The organism is Falsihalocynthiibacter sp. S25ZX9 (assembly GCF_041205405.1).
GTDB classification, from domain to species: Bacteria; Pseudomonadota; Alphaproteobacteria; order Rhodobacterales; family Rhodobacteraceae; genus Falsihalocynthiibacter; species Falsihalocynthiibacter arcticus.
Genome location: NZ_JBGFCD010000033.1, coordinates 1 through 16,494, shown reverse-complemented (window position 1 = coordinate 16,494; position 16,494 = coordinate 1). Strand labels below are relative to the sequence as shown.

The window sequence follows — 16,494 nt, the reverse complement described above, 5'->3', positions numbered from 1 at the left end:
AAGGCCAGCGGTCACATGCACCGCGTCAACAGGCCGGACACATGACCGCAACCTGCAACGATCAAAATCAGCTCAAATAAATCCTTGCAAAACAGGGGCCGTCAACACATGACACCACCGTGGCGTGTGTAGGATATATTGCTCATTCAACCACAACTATCCGTCGCAAAGCTGATCGTCGAGTTAATGTGTCAATGCCATCGCCGCACAACATCTTGCCGCCAAAATCGACGAGTTCATGCCATGGAAATTGCAGAAACAAACAGACAGGCAAGCAAATGTCGCCTAGAGTTAAAGTCGTAAACAGTCTTTTACTTGAAAAGGAACCATCAAAAATGTGGCAAAAACTTCATTTAAACTACTCGTCTTGGCGACCCGCGCAGGGAGCAGCAGTACTAGCTTGCGCAGTATCGCTTGCTTCTGCTGCTTGGGCACAGGACGAAAAACCAAATATCCTTGTGATCTGGGGTGACGACATCGGTCAGTCCAACATTTCCGCCTATACCAAGGGATTGATGGGGTATCGGACCCCGAACATCGACCGCGTTGCAAACGAGGGTATGATCTTTACCGATTACTACGCTGAGCAGTCCTGCACCGCCGGGCGTTCGTCCTTTATCATGGGCCAATCTGTTTTCCGTACGGGCCTGTCCAAAGTTGGTATGCCCGGTGCGGAACAAGGCATGCAGATCGAGGATCCGACGATTGCTGGTTTGCTTAAGGCGCAAGGATATGCGACCGGCCAATTTGGCAAAAACCACTTGGGCGATCAAGACGATATGCTGCCAACCAACCATGGTTTCGACCAATTCTTTGGCAATCTCTATCACTTGAATGCCGAAGAAGAACCGGAGCTGGAAGACTACCCAGATGATCCTGCGTTCAGAGAAGCCTATGGCCCACGGGGAGTTGTCAAGTCATCCGCCGATGGCACAATCGAAGATACAGGACCGCTGACTAAAAAGCGCATGGAAACTGTGGATGATGAAACCGTAGCTGCAGCGCTCGATTTCATCAAGCGTCAGGAAGAAGCCGACGTGCCATGGTTCGTGTGGTGGTCCGGAACGCGAATGCACTTCCGCACGCACGTTAAAGACGAGTTGCGCGGCGTGTCCGGGCAGGATGAGTATGCCGACGGCATGGTCGAACACGACATGCATATCGGTCAGTTCCTCGATCTTCTCGATGAACTTGGCATCGCGGAAGAGACCTTTGTGTTTTATTCAACCGACAATGGCCCGCATTTGAACAGCTGGCCTGATGCGGGCATGACGCCGTTCCGTGGCGAAAAGAACACCAACTGGGAAGGCGGGTGGCGTGTGCCTGCGATGGTCCGTTGGCCCAACAAGATTGAGCCGGGTTCTGTCTCCAACGCAATCATGCACCACATGGACTGGTTGCCGACCTTCGTTGCGATGGCCGGCGAACCAGAAATCAAGGAAAAGCTGTTGGAAGGCGTGACAGTTGCCGAAGTTGGCGGCGGTCGTGACTACAAGGTTCATTTGGACGGCTATAACACTCTGCCTTATCTGCTAGGCGAGGAAGAGGATACGCCTCGCAAAGAGGTGTTCTACTTCTCTGATGATGGTGACCTGACGGCGTTGCGCGTGAACGACTGGAAAGCGATCTTCCTTGAGCACCGCTATCCTCAGACCCTACAAGCTTGGGCCGAGCCATGGACCGAACTGCGCATTCCCTTGTTGTTCAACCTGCGTCGCGATCCGTACGAGCGCGCCAATGTGACGTCGAATACCTATTGGGATTGGTATCTGGACCACGTGTTCCTGCTGCTTCCCGCAGCAGAGTATGTGGGTCAGTTCCTCGCCACGTTCGAAGAATACCCGCCACGTCAGAAACCGGGTAGCTTCACCATCGGCGATGCAAAGGACAAGATCTTCTCCCAGATGGGATCCAAGTAAGAGATTTTGCAAACAACCGAGGCCGCCCTTAACCGGGGCGGCCTTTTTGAATTGAGTATGGCAAGAAAAAGTCGGTGAGGCACTGTCAGAGGAAATTCGCTTGTGGCGGGCAGGGCCAGAAACTAGCTGTTGGCCATGACAAAACGCTCCCTTTTCCCTTACTTCAAAACGAGCCCTTAGATTATACGCCTTGCGGTAAAGCTCTACGTCCGATTTCCGCTCTCACTTCGAAACGTAGAGGATTTACTCCACGAAAAAGTTCGGTTTTGGTGGAACAGGTTTGGGCCAATGTTTGCATCTGAGATACGGAAGAAACGAGTGGAACGATTGCGATCATGGCCTCAATGGCAGTGGTACCTAGATGAGGTTTGTTTTGAAAGTAAACGGCGAACGTCACTACTTATGGCTAGCGGTTGATCATGAAGGTGAGGTGTTGGAAAGTTACGTCACCAAGCGCCGCGATGAGGGCACAGCCCTTAAATTTATGAAGAAAGCGATGAAACGGTACAGCCAGCCTGAGATTATAGTCACTGACAAACTTCGCTCATACGGCGCCGCGATGAAGGTGATTGGTAACGCGGCGAAACAGGAAACAGGACGCTGGAAAAACAATCGCGCTGAGAATTCACACTTGCCGTTCCGACGACGAGAGCGAGCGATGCGCTGCTTTCGCCGAATGCGAAGTTTGCAGAAATTCGTTTCCGTTCACGCATCCGTTTTCAACCACTTCAATCAGGATCGCAGTCTATCGCAAAGAGTTCATTTCTAAGCCAATCGCAACGCGGCTCTTACTGAGTGGCGCGGCTTTTGTGCGGCATAAAAGGGCAGGGATCCTAGCCTAGTTGAGACGAGTTCGAATTAGTCTGACACCACCCGCCCAGAAGAATATTTGGGCGGCTACAGAATCGCGTGGTGACGACTTTTACCTTACCCGAACTAAATAAGAATTCGGCCATGCCCTGAACATTCTGTGCGCGCATGTCGTCATAACCCAGCCAATCACTATAGGCATCCAAGGTAACCGATGCTTGCAATTCTTCGACAGATTTCCCTGCTTGCAACCCTTGTAGAACTTCAGCGCGCAAAGTTTCCATATAGACGATCACATCCCCAATATCGCCGCGGACGCCAACATTTCCGTGGGCCGGGGCGAAGATCTCAAAATTCAGCGTGTCGACTTTGTGAACCTGTACAATCCAAGCATCGACGCTCTAACTGGGCAATGTGCGGAATGGTAGGCGTTTGGGGGCGGCAACATCGGTGATGAAATCAACATTTTCAGGCCGCACGATGACGGCGAGCATATCCTCGCCGTGCCCTTCTCCAAGATAGGTTAGTTCAAAGGTCTTACTGCCTACGATCAATTCGTGAGTATCAACAACACGCAAGGTCGGCGCGACTCCATCAATCGTTGCAGGAGCATTTTGCTGTGCCGCCACGGTTTCTGCTCCAAGGACTGACCCACCAGAAGCGTGGTCGCCATGGCTGTGGCTGTAGATCAGATGTGTGATAGGCTTGTCGGTGATTTGGCTGAGATTGTCTTTGAGCCAACCTGCCGCCTCGGCGTTGATGGGATCAACGACAACGACTCCGTCATCTGTAACGGTTACGAGTGCAAAATGACCGTTGTTTTGAAATCTGTAGACATCCCCAACGACATTTGTGATCGAGCGGCTCGCGTCCTGAGCAACCGCAGTTCCAGTGGTAAAAACTGTGGCAATGGTGAAAATTAGGGTGCGAAACGAAATTGTCTGTCTCCCCTGACATGGTCAAATAGAAACAAATTATACGCGACTTGGTATTAACGTCCAAACAAATGCCTGTGAGGTGCGCGAAATACAACACGTCCACCAATACAAATAGCCAAAAGCTGCACTTTGTTACTAGGGCCAAATCAACCTTGGGTAAGCAATGCGTCCCATTTGGCGCACTTTAGCGGCGACGTTTCTGGAATGATGGGTCCGGCTTGCCTGTAAAGCAGGCCATGACATGAGGGTAGCTTTCAGTCACAACATAGCCATAGACACCCTCTTGCACCATTCCATTGCAAACGTCCAAATCGCCAGACCCATCCACATATTCCCAGTCGTCAATGAATGTGCCGTCATAGGGGTCGCCGGGGCCACCATCCCGCTCTCCAGCCTTAAGTTGATAGCTTGTCGTCGCCAATCGAACCTGACCGTCGCCGGCGATAAAACTACCGAAAATCGGGAAACCGTCCGCGGCAAATCCTATAACGGGTGAAGCCTTGATAGCGTCCGACTGCTCGAACAAGGCCATCGGGTTTCCATGATAATGATAGGTGCCGTCGGGTTGCGTGTGGGCATTGTGTTCGTCCGCGCCAAATTTTTTACCTGCACCCAAAGGATCATAGCGATAGGGCGACGCCATATCGTTGCAGCCAATATTGCCATTCCCCACGCCGTAACAACCCGCCGCCATAAGGTCCAACTTGACCCCGTTCAAAAATACAGCGTTATCGTACCGCAAACTAAGAGGTGTCGGGTTGTCGGCGGCTACAGGCGAGGCTGGGACGCTAAAGTTTTGATTCTGCTCGCTGAATTGCGTTGCAAAACGGCCAGTCGCGTTGAAATCATGGTTTGGAACCGCATTTGACGATATTTTGCAAGTATCACCCTCTTTGGTAATCACGACAGAGGCCGCGTAAGTTGCAGCGTTTTGCACATCTGTCGCTGTTGCTGAATAGCTGCCTGCATAAGCCGCGCAATTGGCGGATCGGTCGATTAACACTGCATCGGTGATGTCATGGGCTGTTGCGCTCCCTGATGTGCATACCGTGCAAAGAAAAGCTAAGAGCTTCAGTTTCGTTGTATTATGGAATATGAATTTCTGCATTATTTGACTTTCGTTGCAAAGGGTTTCGAATCTATTTCGGCGGCATTCGCGATAGCCTCCGTCGGATTGTGGGTTTACTGGGCTTGCAACTCCCTCTGCTGGTGACCAGAATTTCTGCGCGCGTCGCATGAAGGATTTGGCATCGGAGTTTGTTGGTCGCCAAAGTCATTAAAAAGTAGACGCACCCGGATCCATGTCATCTGCAATTATCGGCAGAACGTTCGACTCTGCGAGGGTTCCACACGGAATCGACCTAAGGTTTTCAACAGTAAACTTGGTTGCGAATGACATCTTGATTTCTGTTCCTGTTTTTTGAGCCTTCCAACTTTAACGTTGAACGGGGAAAATTCTGTCTAATCTACTTGAAAAAGTATGAGCTTACCTTTCGCAATGCTTGGTGGATCTTACGGACGTCAATCTAAAGCAACACACAAAGCACATTCAGGGCAGCAAGGTTGAGTGCCTGATAGAATTTTTGAAAATGATAGACTTGTGTTTGAAATCAAATATTTGCGTTTTGAAGAATAAGGCTCTGTTGCTGGGTATTGCAAACGAAGAAACAACAGTTGACGAATGCTTCTATCTTGGAAGCCAACCCTTGGCAGAATTCATACCCAAAAAGAATTTTTAAGAATCGGTAAAATGCGTTATATTTAAAAAAAATCGATAATTTAAGGGGGATGACTATGAGATTACCATTGGGGATAGCCTTGGCGGGCACCATTATCTGTATCGGCTCAATTGCACAGGCTGCACCATGCCTCGATGTTACCCTAACCGGAACACAAGGCGGCCCACCTGTATTTAAAGGTCAAGCTGGTGCTGGTACGCTGGTGCGGTTTGGTGACAGCGACACAGGATGCAACGACATCTTGCTTCAATTCGATACGGGGCGGGGCACAACGCAACAGCTTAGCAAACTTGGTGTTCCGGTTGGCAAATTGAACGCCGTTTTCTTTACGCACGTTCATTCGGACCATTCCGAAGGGTTGATAGACATGGCGCAATTGCGTTGGCATTTCAATTCTGTCGGACCAAAACTGGATGTCGTTTGTAGCGCCGACAGCGCGTCACCTGCTGGCCATTCCATGAGTTGCACAAAATATGCAGCCGCTATCGGAGATTCTATGATCGCTTCTGGCGAGATGGCGCAGAGATTGCTCGAAAACCCACGGCGTTTGGCGGGCGGCCCTGCTGAACTACTCAATGTCATGACCTTTTTGCCTGAAGACGACGCAGCAGTTGTGTGGTCGTCAGGCGACGTCAAGGTTTCTGCCATTAAGTCCACACATGTTCCAGGCCACGCTTCCTATCGAGTTGATACGCCTGCCGGCAGTGTTGTAATTGGGGGCGATGCGGGAAATGACGCCCTTAAGCCGCCTCGCGACAGTTCCACTTCTGCTCAGGTCGAAAAATTGGCACTAGGGGCTGATATTTTGGTGCATTCAGTTATCCACCCCGTTATGGGGCCTGACGGCAGTTCTGGTTTTCCACCGCCAATCTATTACCGTCAAAGCACAGCAACCGACCTTGGAAGCCTATCCGAGCGTACGGGTGTGAAGCATTTAATGCTAACGCATCTCATTCCCCCACTCGGAGCGCCTCAACAGGGGCCTTATCCGATCGAAGGTGGCGGTTTGACTGAAGTTGATTACATCGATGCTGTTCGCGATGGTGGGTTTCAGGGCGATGTAACCGTCGGTTCAGACCTAGCGAACTACCGGATTACTGCGGAATAAACAAAGGGCAGTCTGTGATCTCTTTAATCTCAGGCTGCCAACTTGAGTGGGACTGGGTAAGCACCTAGATTTTGCTCATGACAATAGGTTCCCTATTTCTCTTGGGAAAGGCGACGACTTTCTTCATGAAACTAGTACTTTAGTCAGCCACGACACCGTCCCTTTTTTGTAGCCCGGTTCGGCTCAATGTTCGCATAAGAAATCGGTTGGAAAAAGGTTTAGCTTTGCGGGTGGTTTCGAGTTGGCGTTGGCACAAAGAGGAGGTGTTTTGTAAATTTGTAGCGACCGGTACTAATTTTGGTGAGCGGTTGGTTTCGAACGTGAGGTGCAAGAATACTAGGTGTCAAAACCCCGGGATCACACAGCGACCCCCTATAACTTAAAAAAGCGATGGAAATCCACGGATTGGGCGCTGAAAAAAACAATTTCGGTGAGCATACACATCAGTCGTTTCGAAGGCGTGCGCGAGTTATGCACAGTCTTCGTCGGATGCGTGGATCGTGGATTGCAGAAATTCTTTTTACACAGCCCAACCTACCCGACGGAAACTTTCTGATGAGAAAGTTGTACCGAGATCGTGAGACTCCCCTCATTCACAAGCCAGCGCCGGACCGTAAAGGTGCGACCGCCCTTGGCATGCATCGGGTCTAGTTCCGCGATTTTTCGCGCGTTTTTGAGTGAGTCTGCGCGATAAATAATCAGTCCCGAACCTTGCATTTCTTCTCCAGTTTCATCCGACACGGGCCCCGCCATAACCAAACTACCTTGGGCCTCCATCTCTCCTTGATAGGCCAAATGCTCGGGCAGCAACTTTAGCATCTCGGGGGGTGCAATTGCTGGAGTTGACTGCACGATGTAGAGTTCCAACGCAAGGGACCCCCGATCTTTGGCTGTTTGCTTGTATTCTGTCCATTTTGGCATGCGCATTCCTCCCTTGGTTTACATAATCGTAGCGATATTTTTTCGCAAAGCAATAAAAATCGATATTATTTGACAAAGGTGGAAAATATGTATAATTTTTAGTTGACGCATGAAATGCCTGATTTAGAGTTGGGTGAAATTTAGTGGAATAAATGAATGATCGATCAAAGCAGCTTGGATAAGCTTCGCCAGACGGCGCAAGAAAATGACCGCGAGTTGAAAGATAGAATCTCGTCTTTGGATCAGGATTCGATCGATTTGATCCTTACTGGTGCGCGGTCACATTATGCTTGGACAGACCGTCCCGTTACCGACGACATGTTGCATAGACTTTTCGACATTACGAAAATGGGTGCCACCAGCATGAACTCAAGCCCGGCGCGGTTTACCTTTGTGCGCTCGCAAGAGGGTAAAGAGAAGCTGGCCAAATCACTCAAGCCCGCCAACGTTCCAAAGGTAATGGGCGCGCCGGTTTCCGTCATTATCAGCTATGATACAGAATTTTGGCAAGAATTGCCGCGCCTATTCCCGCACGAAGATCGGCGGCCACATTTCGCGAACAAACCTGAACACGCAGAAGATACAGCCTATCGGAATTCAACCCTCCAAGGCGCGTATTTCATGATCGCTGCGCGTGCCCTTGGGATGGACGTCGGCCCGATTTCCGGCTTCTCGAACGCGATTGTAGACGAAGAATTTTTCGCCGGAACAACCCGTAAATCAAATTTCCTATGCAACATTGGTTATGCGGATGAAACCGCGCTGTTCCAACGGTTGCCGCGCTTTGATTTCGACGATGTATGCGAAATTATATGATGCGTAGAGGCGGGGACTAAATACGTAATTACATAAAACTAGGTACTTTGGGAGGAGACCATGACTATGAAATCAACCAGAAGACTAATGATTGCAGCAGGCCTTGCCGCGACATTTATGCAGCCCTTCGGGACTGCGGCCTATGCCACAGAAACCATCAACATGATTGCGATTGATGGCTATCCTGACAAATCCATGTGGGTCAAAGAGTTCTCGACCTTCTTCATTCCGCGCGTGAACGAAGAGCTTGCGAAAACTGGCAACTACGAGATCAAATGGCAAGAAGCTTACGGCGGCACAATCGTGAAACCACGCGGTGTTCTCGAAGGCATCAAACTTGGACTTGGCGATATCGGCATCGTGACGACGATTTTTCACACCTCCGCTTTGCCAAGCCAAGGCATTGCTGCGGTCACGCCGTTTGTCTCTAGTGACGCTAGAATTGTTGCGAAGGCTGTGGACGAAATTGCCAAGGAATTCCCGCAGGTTGAAAAAGAATTTGCGGCTGAAAACCAAGTCTATTTGGCGACGGGCGTTGTTCTTGACACATACCAAATTTTTTCGACATCGCCAATTTCATCCGTCGCCGATCTCGAAGGTAAAAAGGTTGCGGCCGCGGGATACAATCTTCGCTACCTCGAAGGCATTGAAGGTGCCGCGGGCGTTCAAGGCGGATTGCCCACATTCTATAACATGGTGCAAACGGGCGTAACCGAAGCGGCAATGTTGTGGCCAGAAGCGGCGCTAACTTACAACATGGTTGAGGTTGCTCCATATATGCTCAAGGCGGACCTTGGGGCTGTGAACTCTAAAACACTAACTATCAATGCTGACGTTTGGGCAAAACTTCCAGAGGAAGTAAAAACCGTCATTCAAAACACGGCTATTGAATACAGCGACCGTCTTGCAGAAGTTGCAATGGGGGAAGCCGCAGAATCCGTTGCGGGCTTTATCGCCGGCGGTGGGACCGTCGTAGAAATGACCGAAGAGCAGCGTAAAGCTTGGGCCGACAGCATGCCAAACATTGCGGTCGAATGGGCCACAAAGTTAGACAGTGAAGGTGCTCCCGGATCAGAAATGTTGCGGGCATATATGGCGAAGCTTGCAGCTGCTGGAGCCGTGCCGTTGCGCGACTGGGCCGCTGAATTGCCAAACTAGACCAAGACTCTAACGAAAGACGGCAAAAATGATTGTCACGACTCTACGAAAAATCCAAGGTTGGGTCGTGACGACTGCTATCTTGGCGAACGTTACAGGGGCTCTTGTTCTGTTCGCGCTCGTTATCATTATGAACATGGATGTGATTTCGCGCGGTGTGTTTCACGCACCGATGCGCGGGGTGGTTGAGGTTGCGATTTTCTCACTCATCCTGATCGTGTTCTTGCAACTTCCAGACGTTGTGCGCACAAATCGTCTCACGCGCTCGGACGGATTTTTAATGTACCTTGCCCTAACGCGACCCAGAATTGGCAAGGTCCTCACCCGTTTTATCGACGCTGTTTCCTGTCTGTTTATGGCGTTGATTGTGTGGACGGTTTGGCCCGAATTCGTGCATGCATGGGAGAGTTGTTACTTCTTCTCGGCGCCCGATATCGGCCAACAGCCCACTGGCGCGTTCTGGCCTGATCTTAAAACTGCGATGAACCGCTGCGATTATTTCGGAACGCCTGGAATTTTAACCGCCCCATGGTGGCCCGCGCGTCTTGCCATTGCCTTTGGCGCGTTCTTCTCTGCAGTAATCTTTTTCTTCAAGGCGGTTCTTGGAGATGACCTTACCCTCAAGCCACAAACCGGAAAGGCCTGGAAATGAGCCCCGTTGAAATTGGAGCCATCTCTGTTGGCCTTATTGTCGTCCTTGTCTATCTTGGTGTGTATATCCCGATTGCCCTTGGCCTTGTGTCGTTCTGCTCTGTGTGGCTGATCTCGGGCAAGCCGATCCTTGCGTTCAATTTCCTTAAAATCGCCGTGGGAGACGGGGTGACGGAGTATGCTTTCGCGACCATTCCTCTGTTTACGGTGATGGGGTTGCTTGTCTCCAAGGCGGGATTGGGGCGCGACATCTACATTGTAATGAATGCCGTTTTCCGCCGTGTATCGGGTGGCATTGGGATGGCGACCGTCGGGGCAAACGCCGTGTTTGCGGCGATTACGGGGTCGTCTATCGCCTCCGCCTCGGTCTTTACTAAGATTTCTGTCCCTGAGATGCTGCGCCTTAAATACAATCCGCGGTTCGCTGTTGGCGTTGTGGCGGGCTCGTCCGTTTTGGGGATGATTATTCCGCCAAGTGCCATGCTCATCATTTACTCATTTGTTGCTGAGCAATCGGTCGGAGAGATGTTTCTTGCAGGCATCATTCCAGGCATCATTCTGACCGTTGCCTATGTGATTGCTATTTTCCTGATGGCAAAATTCTGGCCCTCGTTCATTGGCACAGAAATTCAATCCGTTGAAACCCCCGCGATGTCTGGCCGCGAAATGTTTGACAAGTCATGGCCCGTTGGCGGCCTGATCCTTGTGGTGCTTGGCGGGATCTATACCGGTTGGCTTACGCCTGTTGAGGCGGGGGCCGCAGGTGCGCTTCTTGCGGCAATCATCGCAGCTGTGCGACGCTCCCTGACGCGGACGGCCCTTTGGCAGGTCTTGGTCGAAACGGGCCATATTACAGCGGCGATTTTGTTCCTCATCACCATGGCGTCATTCTATAGCCGGATGTTGGGCTATGCCGGCCTTCCAAATCAACTCGAAGAAGTTCTGCGCACGATGGATATGTCGTTCTTTCAGATCATGCTCATCTATGTGCTCCTTATGCTGGTCCTCGGGACCCTGCTGGATACATCTTCAATCATTCTGATTGTGGTGCCGTTGTTTATCACCCTGATCGAAGGCATGGGCCTCAGCCTTGTTTGGTTTGGGATTGTCACGGTTATTGGGGCCGAAATTGGCCTACTGACGCCACCACTTGGGATCTCGTGTTTTGTGATTAAAAGCACGCTCGACTCTGATGAAGTCACGCTCAAGGATGTGTTTATGGGCGCGTTGCCCTTCGCATTCATCATGTTGTTGGTCCTTATCTTATTGATCAAGTTCCCCATCCTCTCCACTTTAATTCTACACTAAGAAGGATCTCCCATGAAGGACGTCTCAATCGATACCATTACTCAAGCCTTTGTGGACTACTGCGCCAAGGACACCGACCCGCGCACTATGTTCGTTTTAACTAAAATGGTCGAACACCTGCACGCATTTGCCAAGGAAACCAAACTGACCCACAAAGAGTGGACACGCGGCCTTCAGTTCCTGATGGATGCTGGTAAAATTTCGGACAATGAGCGCAACGAATTTGTACTGATTTCCGACGCGACGGGCCTGTCGTCCTTGGTGGATATGATAGGATCGCAGCATGAAGGTACCTCGTCGAGCGTGCTTGGCCCGTTCCACATCTTGGGGGCGCCAGACGTGCCCGTTGGCGGCGACCTTAAAAAGGACAACGATGGCGCAACCGTTGTTGTTGAAGGCAAGATCAGAACGCCTGACGGAACGCCGATAGAAGGCGCGGTGCTTGAACTGTGGCAGACGGCGGATAATGGTCTTTATTCCGGCCAAGATAAGAGCCAGCCCGAATATAACCTGCGCTGCGCTATGAAGGTTGGGGCCGATGGACGGTATGCGCTGACAACAGTGCGTCCTGCACCTTATAAAATCCCCGATGATGGCCCTGTTGGTGATCTTTTGCGGGCGACCGGACGGGATGCTTGGCGGCCTTCGCATCTTCACTTTATTATCGTGGCGGACGGCTACCGTTCCCTTGTGACCGAGGTGTTCCCAAGTGATGATATTTATCTAGATCGCGATGCGGTGTTTGGCGTGCGCGAAGACTTGATTATGGAATATATCGAACAGACCGATACCAGCCTTCTGCCTAGGGACTTGGAAGTCGGCACCAACGTGACCGTGCCGTACTTCAAGGTCGACTTTGATTTTGTTCTCGTGCCCGAATAGCACGCGAACAGGTTCTCACCTCTAGGGTTTATTGAATTGTGATTGCGCCGCCTGTTTCTTGATGGGCGGCGCAACTGCGACGGTCCCAGCAGTTTGGAAGGCTTCGTGGTTCTTCTCAATATCGTCGATGATGTATTTGTAATTCGCCATGATGGCAAAAGAGTTGGCTGGTCCTGTGCCCGTAAAATGCGCAGCCCAATTTAGCCGCTCAAGACGTGCGCCATTGCCAATGTGGAACCGACAGACAGGGTCCCGTGGTTTCCCATCAGCGGCTTTTTCGGACGCGAGGAACCACGCGGCATCCGCGAGCAGGGACTTGCTGGCCTCTGGGGACATCGCGTCGATTTCTTCTTTTGTCGTTGGTAGGGGTTTTGCTAGTTCAGGATCGTCGCGCATCCATTTTCCGAATCTCACAATGGGAGAGAGGGTGACAAACTCTTTGAGTTGCGGGTGCCGTTTCTTGAGGTCTTCAACGACCTGCTTGATGAGGAAGTTCCCAAGGGGAATGCCCCGCAGACCTTCCTGACAGTTGGAAATTGAGTAGAAAGCCGCAGTCGTCGCGGTATTCGGGTCAATAATTTTGCGGTCGTCCTCTAAGATCGGAGCGATGGCATCGGGGATTTTTGTTGTGAGGGCAACTTCGACAAAAATCAGGGGTTCGTCTTGCAGATTGTGGTGAAAGAAGCCGTAAATAAGGCGATCTGCAGGTTGAATCCGACGGGCAAGATCATTCCAGTTTTCAATGCCGTGAACTGCCTCGTATTTTTTGACGTTCTCAAGAAGGATCGCTGGAGAGTGCCAGTTGATCTCCTGCAAGGTGAGGAAGCCACGGTTAAACCAGGATGTCAGAACCTGAGAAAACACCTCGTCCAATGGCTTGAGCGACGGGTTCTGACGCAAAAATCTGAGCAGGTCCGATCGCATGTGGACAATTTTAAGGGTTGAGGCGGGCGTTTGGTTAAGGCGACTGATGAGTTCAGCATATTTTGGCGCGGCGACCGCTGAGAGAACCTTAAGAACTTCGGGCGACTGCGTTTCAATATACTGAGTCGCGACTGTGGCCACGTCTTCCAAGTTTGCTGAAAACTCTGCGCTGATGGCTATAAATAGAGCCTCTTTTGCGGGGGCATCTAGTTTTTCATACAATTCCCAAAATTGAAATGACAGCGCAAGACCTGATGCGTTGCCACGGCTGGAAAGCAATCGCTTACACAACTCGACGATAGTGTTTGCATCCGGCTTTTGATTGCGCTCGGAAGCTTTTAGCAAGGATATGCCGCGCAGCGCTACGGCACCCAAGAAGTCATTAATAGATGTGTTAGCCATTCGCAATAATATCGATTTTTTTGGAATAATTGCAATATGAAATTTATATAATTGATTTATTGCAAAATAATCGATATTTTTGTTTGGAACGTAAAAAAACCAATTAACGACAGGAGCCATAATGCGCGAGAACTATTTCGAAGACGGTAAATGGTGGGTCAGCCCTTACAATTTTATCCCCGAAGTACGGAGTAAAATGGACCTTCCAGAGACTGTACAAATCCACGACGCGACACTGCGCGACGGGGAGCAAACACCAGGTGTTGTCTTCTCGATTGACGACAAAATTGCGATAGCGTCCAAACTGGATGAATTGGGCGTGGACCGGATCGAAGCGGGGATGCCTGCGGTGTCGCCGCAAGACGCTGAAGCGATCAAGCAGATTTCCCAACTTGGCTTGAAATCCAAGATCTTCACCTTTGCACGCGCCATGAAGGCCGACATCGACATGGCGATTGCCTGTGGAGCGGACGGGGTGATTATCGAGGTACCGATCGGCTATCCCAAGTTGAAAACCCAATTTGGTTGGACGTGGGAAGATGTCTTTAAAAAGACCGCGCCAATCATCAAATACGCTAAGGATAACGGCCTCTATGCGGTGTTTTTTCCCTATGACACAACGCGCGCCCGCCCCGAAGATCTGAGTAATCTGTGCAAAGCGATCATGGATACATCCCCGCCCGATTCCATAGGCATTGTTGATACCATGGGCTGTGCGACGCCCGAAGCGATCCAATATATGGTGCGTTGGGTGAAAGGGATGACGGGCCTTCCGATCGAGATTCACACCCATAATGACTTTGGTATGGGGGTCGCGACCGAACTCGCAGCCGTGTCTGCCGGGGCCGAGGTTGTGCATAGTTGCGCAAATGGTCTGGGTGAGCGCACCGGCAATGCAGCGCTTGAAGAGTTAATGATGGGGCTGCACATTTTGTACGGCTATGACACTAAGTACAAACTCGACAAAATCCCTGAATTAGGGGCGCTGATTGCTGAGCGTGCGAACGTCCCAATTGCACGGAACAAACCTGTTCTTGGTCACGGCAACTTCATCCGCGAATCCGGCATCGGCATCGATTTTGTGATGAATGACCCGCTTGTGATGTTTGGCACGCATCCTTCTTTGACGGGGAAATCTGGTGAAGTGGTGCTTGGTAAGAAAAGCGGCAAAGCGTCAATCGTCTACAAGATGAAAGAGCTGGGAATGCCCGCGTTGGAAGACGCGATGATTGCGGATATTTTGGTTGAGGTTAAATCAGCCGGCATCGCCAAGCGTAATTTTTTAAGTGAAGAAGAATTCAGAAACATCGTCGCGGCTAAATCCAAGGCCTAAACCATGTTTGGCCTCCGAATTGAATCGCGGTTTTGGGGGCCAAAGGGCCAAACGACAACTTTCTGTTGCAACTGGGGAAAAGATCGATATTTTGCACTATGGAAAAAATAGTTTTATCAACTGCCGTTGAGGCCACCACTCCTGAGCCTTCGGCGACGCATAGCGCCTATCTTGCGCTGCGGAAAATGATCCTCGCGGGTGATCTGAAACCAGGTGCCAAGCTCAAAATTGAAACGCTGCGTAAGACGTTAGATACGGGGGCTTCTCCTATTCGTGAGGCGCTCAGTCTATTGACGTCGGATCAGTTGGTTGAACGCATCGACCAACGCGGCTTCAAAACCGCAGCCGCCAGCAAGGCGAATTTTGAGGAAATCCTGCATTTACGGTGCGCCCTTGAGAGTATGGCCCTTCGGATGAGTATCGAGCGTGCAAACGACGCTTGGGAAGAAAATATCGTTCTGGCGCATCATCGCATGGTACGCGCGCAGGGCGAGACAACAGAGGTGTTTGAAGCGCATCACCGAGCGTTTCACATGGCGCTATTAGAGAATTGCGGGTCGCCAATTTTACTCCGGATGTGCGGGCAGCTGTATGATCTGAACATCCGCTATCGCTTTCTCGCCAACCGGTCGCAAAACTACACCAAACGCGATGTATCGGGGGAGCACGCGAAAATCCTCGAAGCTTGTATCGATCGGAACGCGGATTTGGTCACAGAACGCCTGTGCGACCATTACACCAAAACAGGTGCGTTCCTGACGGGCCTGTTCACTAACGCTGACTAATTCTCATTTTTCTAGCGATTTCAGGACAGGAAGTGTCAGAGGAATCTGGCTTCAGCGGGGCAGGGCAAACTACTTGCCTTGGGCCATGAAAAAACGCGCTCCCTTTCGCTATTTCAAAACAAGTCCTGAAAACATCCGTCTTGCGGTGATGTTGTACGTCAGATTCCCACTCTCACTTCGAAACAAGGAAGATTTACTCCGCGAACTAGGGATCGACGTGAGCCACGAAACCGTTCGGCTTTGGTGGAACCGTTTCGGTCCTATGTTCGCTTCAGAAACCCGCCGTCGGCGCGTCCAACAACTTCGCTCTTATTCAAACTGGCAATGGCACTTGGACGAACTGCCGGTCTAAACACTTATTACATTGGTTAATCAATGTATTAGGGTAGTAATGAATCGTCTTTTGTACGGTTTTTGCGCGGCTTTTGGGTATTGCTAAAAAGGCTTTGAGCAGGCAACAGGGGGCACACCATATTCGGCTATGCGGGACATTGAGATCCTTCGCACTGATCAGGCAGGCTGGCGCTTTCGGCCCATTGCAGACCTTAGTGGACGGTGCAGCGAACGGCAGTTCTGAGCCCATATCAATCAAACCGATTGCCCAACAATTGTCGGATTACACTTTTTGAAACCACTTAAGATCAAGTGAAACTTTTGGTTTCACCTCTGGCTGGCAAGAAAGCGGTCGGCCGTTGTGTTTCAAAAGGGGCGGCTATGATAGGATAGAGGTGGGCACAATGCTGTGAGCCAATCGAGAAGCGCACGCACCGGTTTCGCCATTGCGCCCTTGCGATAAATCG

15 protein-coding genes and 2 pseudogenes are annotated in these 16,494 nt (G+C 50.8%); 12 read left to right on the top strand and 5 right to left on the bottom strand.

Features of this window, described 5'->3' with window-relative positions:
- Positions 1 to 335: 335 nt before the first annotated feature.
- Positions 336 to 1,919 (top strand): arylsulfatase, encoded by a 1,584-nt coding sequence (locus tag AB9F29_RS20705; RefSeq protein ID WP_369757088.1) that lies wholly within the window; start codon positions 336 to 338, stop codon positions 1,917 to 1,919.
- 180 nt (positions 1,920 to 2,099) lie between these two features.
- Positions 2,100 to 2,688, top strand: a pseudogene (locus AB9F29_RS20700) (IS6 family transposase).
- Positions 2,689 to 2,752: 64 nt separating this feature from the next.
- Here AB9F29_RS20700 and AB9F29_RS20695 read toward each other — a convergent pair.
- Together AB9F29_RS20695 and AB9F29_RS20690 are read right to left on the bottom strand one after the other, a co-directional pair.
- On the bottom strand, positions 2,753 to 3,013 hold the full coding sequence (locus AB9F29_RS20695) for a hypothetical protein (RefSeq protein WP_369757087.1): 261 nt from the start codon (positions 3,011 to 3,013) through the stop codon (positions 2,753 to 2,755).
- Between the two features lie 117 nt (positions 3,014 to 3,130).
- Positions 3,131 to 3,490, bottom strand: coding sequence for a hypothetical protein (locus tag AB9F29_RS20690; protein ID WP_369757089.1), 360 nt, complete (start codon positions 3,488 to 3,490; stop codon positions 3,131 to 3,133).
- On the opposite strand from AB9F29_RS20690, the gene AB9F29_RS20685 reads away from it, so the two are divergent.
- On the top strand, positions 3,401 to 3,652 hold the full coding sequence (locus AB9F29_RS20685) for a hypothetical protein (protein WP_369757086.1): 252 nt from the start codon (positions 3,401 to 3,403) through the stop codon (positions 3,650 to 3,652). The genes AB9F29_RS20690 and AB9F29_RS20685 overlap by 90 nt on opposite strands.
- A gap of 199 nt (positions 3,653 to 3,851) precedes the next feature.
- Here the strand turns inward: AB9F29_RS20685 and AB9F29_RS20680 are convergent, their stop codons facing one another.
- Complete coding sequence (locus AB9F29_RS20680; protein ID WP_369757085.1) at positions 3,852 to 4,775, bottom strand: YHYH protein; 924 nt, start codon at positions 4,773 to 4,775, stop codon at positions 3,852 to 3,854.
- A gap of 686 nt (positions 4,776 to 5,461) precedes the next feature.
- On the opposite strand from AB9F29_RS20680, the gene AB9F29_RS20675 reads away from it, so the two are divergent.
- The gene (locus AB9F29_RS20675; RefSeq protein WP_369757084.1) at positions 5,462 to 6,514 is read left to right on the top strand and encodes a hypothetical protein; all 1,053 of its coding nucleotides are present in this window, start codon (positions 5,462 to 5,464) and stop codon (positions 6,512 to 6,514) included.
- Between the two features lie 534 nt (positions 6,515 to 7,048).
- On the opposite strand, the gene AB9F29_RS20670 is transcribed toward AB9F29_RS20675, so the two are convergent.
- Positions 7,049 to 7,435 (bottom strand): YciI family protein, encoded by a 387-nt coding sequence (locus tag AB9F29_RS20670; RefSeq protein WP_369757083.1) that lies wholly within the window; start codon positions 7,433 to 7,435, stop codon positions 7,049 to 7,051.
- Between the two features lie 156 nt (positions 7,436 to 7,591).
- On the opposite strand from AB9F29_RS20670, the gene AB9F29_RS20665 reads away from it, so the two are divergent.
- Genes AB9F29_RS20665 through AB9F29_RS20645 form a run of 5 tightly spaced genes read left to right on the top strand, consistent with a single transcriptional unit; the run spans position 7,592 to position 12,250 of the window.
- Complete coding sequence (locus AB9F29_RS20665) at positions 7,592 to 8,251, top strand: malonic semialdehyde reductase (protein ID WP_369757082.1); 660 nt, start codon at positions 7,592 to 7,594, stop codon at positions 8,249 to 8,251.
- Positions 8,252 to 8,311: 60 nt separating this feature from the next.
- Positions 8,312 to 9,409 carry a C4-dicarboxylate TRAP transporter substrate-binding protein gene (locus tag AB9F29_RS20660; RefSeq protein WP_369757081.1) on the top strand — a complete coding sequence of 366 codons (1,098 nt, stop codon included), beginning with the start codon at positions 8,312 to 8,314 and terminating at the stop codon, positions 9,407 to 9,409.
- Positions 9,410 to 9,437: 28 nt separating this feature from the next.
- Positions 9,438 to 10,061, top strand: a complete 624-nt coding sequence (locus AB9F29_RS20655; protein ID WP_369757080.1) for a TRAP transporter small permease — start codon at positions 9,438 to 9,440, stop codon at positions 10,059 to 10,061.
- Positions 10,058 to 11,368 carry a TRAP transporter large permease gene (locus AB9F29_RS20650; RefSeq protein WP_369757079.1) on the top strand — a complete coding sequence of 437 codons (1,311 nt, stop codon included), beginning with the start codon at positions 10,058 to 10,060 and terminating at the stop codon, positions 11,366 to 11,368. The genes AB9F29_RS20655 and AB9F29_RS20650 overlap by 4 nt, the downstream gene beginning before the upstream one ends.
- Before the next feature lie 12 nt (positions 11,369 to 11,380).
- Entirely contained in the window at positions 11,381 to 12,250 is an 870-nt protein-coding gene (locus AB9F29_RS20645) for a dioxygenase (protein WP_369757078.1), read from the top strand.
- 21 nt (positions 12,251 to 12,271) lie between these two features.
- Here AB9F29_RS20645 and AB9F29_RS20640 read toward each other — a convergent pair whose 3' ends face one another.
- Positions 12,272 to 13,576: a malonyl-CoA decarboxylase domain-containing protein gene (locus tag AB9F29_RS20640; RefSeq protein ID WP_369757077.1), complete on the bottom strand. Its 1,305-nt coding sequence runs from the start codon at positions 13,574 to 13,576 to the stop codon at positions 12,272 to 12,274.
- A 121-nt stretch (positions 13,577 to 13,697) separates the two neighbouring features.
- Here AB9F29_RS20640 and AB9F29_RS20635 point away from each other — a divergent pair, with 121 nt between their 5' ends.
- From AB9F29_RS20635 to AB9F29_RS20625, 3 genes and pseudogenes are all read left to right on the top strand, one after another.
- Positions 13,698 to 14,909: a 2-isopropylmalate synthase gene (locus tag AB9F29_RS20635; protein ID WP_369757076.1), complete on the top strand. Its 1,212-nt coding sequence runs from the start codon at positions 13,698 to 13,700 to the stop codon at positions 14,907 to 14,909.
- Positions 14,910 to 15,007: 98 nt separating this feature from the next.
- Positions 15,008 to 15,694 carry a GntR family transcriptional regulator gene (locus tag AB9F29_RS20630; RefSeq protein ID WP_369757075.1) on the top strand — a complete coding sequence of 229 codons (687 nt, stop codon included), beginning with the start codon at positions 15,008 to 15,010 and terminating at the stop codon, positions 15,692 to 15,694.
- Between the two features lie 85 nt (positions 15,695 to 15,779).
- Positions 15,780 to 16,037: pseudogene (locus tag AB9F29_RS20625) on the top strand (IS6 family transposase); the annotation flags it as partial.
- Positions 16,038 to 16,494: the final 457 nt, after the last annotated feature.

What these genes read in the sequence shown, in the direction of transcription:
- AB9F29_RS20705 (WP_369757088.1), top strand. Translation starts at nt 336, where the DNA reads ATGTGGCAAAAACTTCATTTAAACTACTCGTCTTGGCGACCCGCGCAG.
- AB9F29_RS20695 (WP_369757087.1), bottom strand. Translation starts at nt 3,013, where the DNA reads ATGGAAACTTTGCGCGCTGAAGTTCTACAAGGGTTGCAAGCAGGGAAA.
- AB9F29_RS20685 (WP_369757086.1), top strand. Translation starts at nt 3,401, where the DNA reads ATGGCTGTGGCTGTAGATCAGATGTGTGATAGGCTTGTCGGTGATTTG.
- AB9F29_RS20680 (WP_369757085.1), bottom strand. Translation starts at nt 4,775, where the DNA reads ATGCAGAAATTCATATTCCATAATACAACGAAACTGAAGCTCTTAGCT.
- AB9F29_RS20675 (WP_369757084.1), top strand. Translation starts at nt 5,462, where the DNA reads ATGAGATTACCATTGGGGATAGCCTTGGCGGGCACCATTATCTGTATC.
- AB9F29_RS20670 (WP_369757083.1), bottom strand. Translation starts at nt 7,435, where the DNA reads ATGCCAAAATGGACAGAATACAAGCAAACAGCCAAAGATCGGGGGTCC.
- AB9F29_RS20665 (WP_369757082.1), top strand. Translation starts at nt 7,592, where the DNA reads ATGATCGATCAAAGCAGCTTGGATAAGCTTCGCCAGACGGCGCAAGAA.
- AB9F29_RS20660 (WP_369757081.1), top strand. Translation starts at nt 8,312, where the DNA reads ATGACTATGAAATCAACCAGAAGACTAATGATTGCAGCAGGCCTTGCC.
- AB9F29_RS20655 (WP_369757080.1), top strand. Translation starts at nt 9,438, where the DNA reads ATGATTGTCACGACTCTACGAAAAATCCAAGGTTGGGTCGTGACGACT.
- AB9F29_RS20650 (WP_369757079.1), top strand. Translation starts at nt 10,058, where the DNA reads ATGAGCCCCGTTGAAATTGGAGCCATCTCTGTTGGCCTTATTGTCGTC.
- AB9F29_RS20645 (WP_369757078.1), top strand. Translation starts at nt 11,381, where the DNA reads ATGAAGGACGTCTCAATCGATACCATTACTCAAGCCTTTGTGGACTAC.
- AB9F29_RS20640 (WP_369757077.1), bottom strand. Translation starts at nt 13,576, where the DNA reads ATGGCTAACACATCTATTAATGACTTCTTGGGTGCCGTAGCGCTGCGC.
- AB9F29_RS20635 (WP_369757076.1), top strand. Translation starts at nt 13,698, where the DNA reads ATGCGCGAGAACTATTTCGAAGACGGTAAATGGTGGGTCAGCCCTTAC.
- AB9F29_RS20630 (WP_369757075.1), top strand. Translation starts at nt 15,008, where the DNA reads ATGGAAAAAATAGTTTTATCAACTGCCGTTGAGGCCACCACTCCTGAG.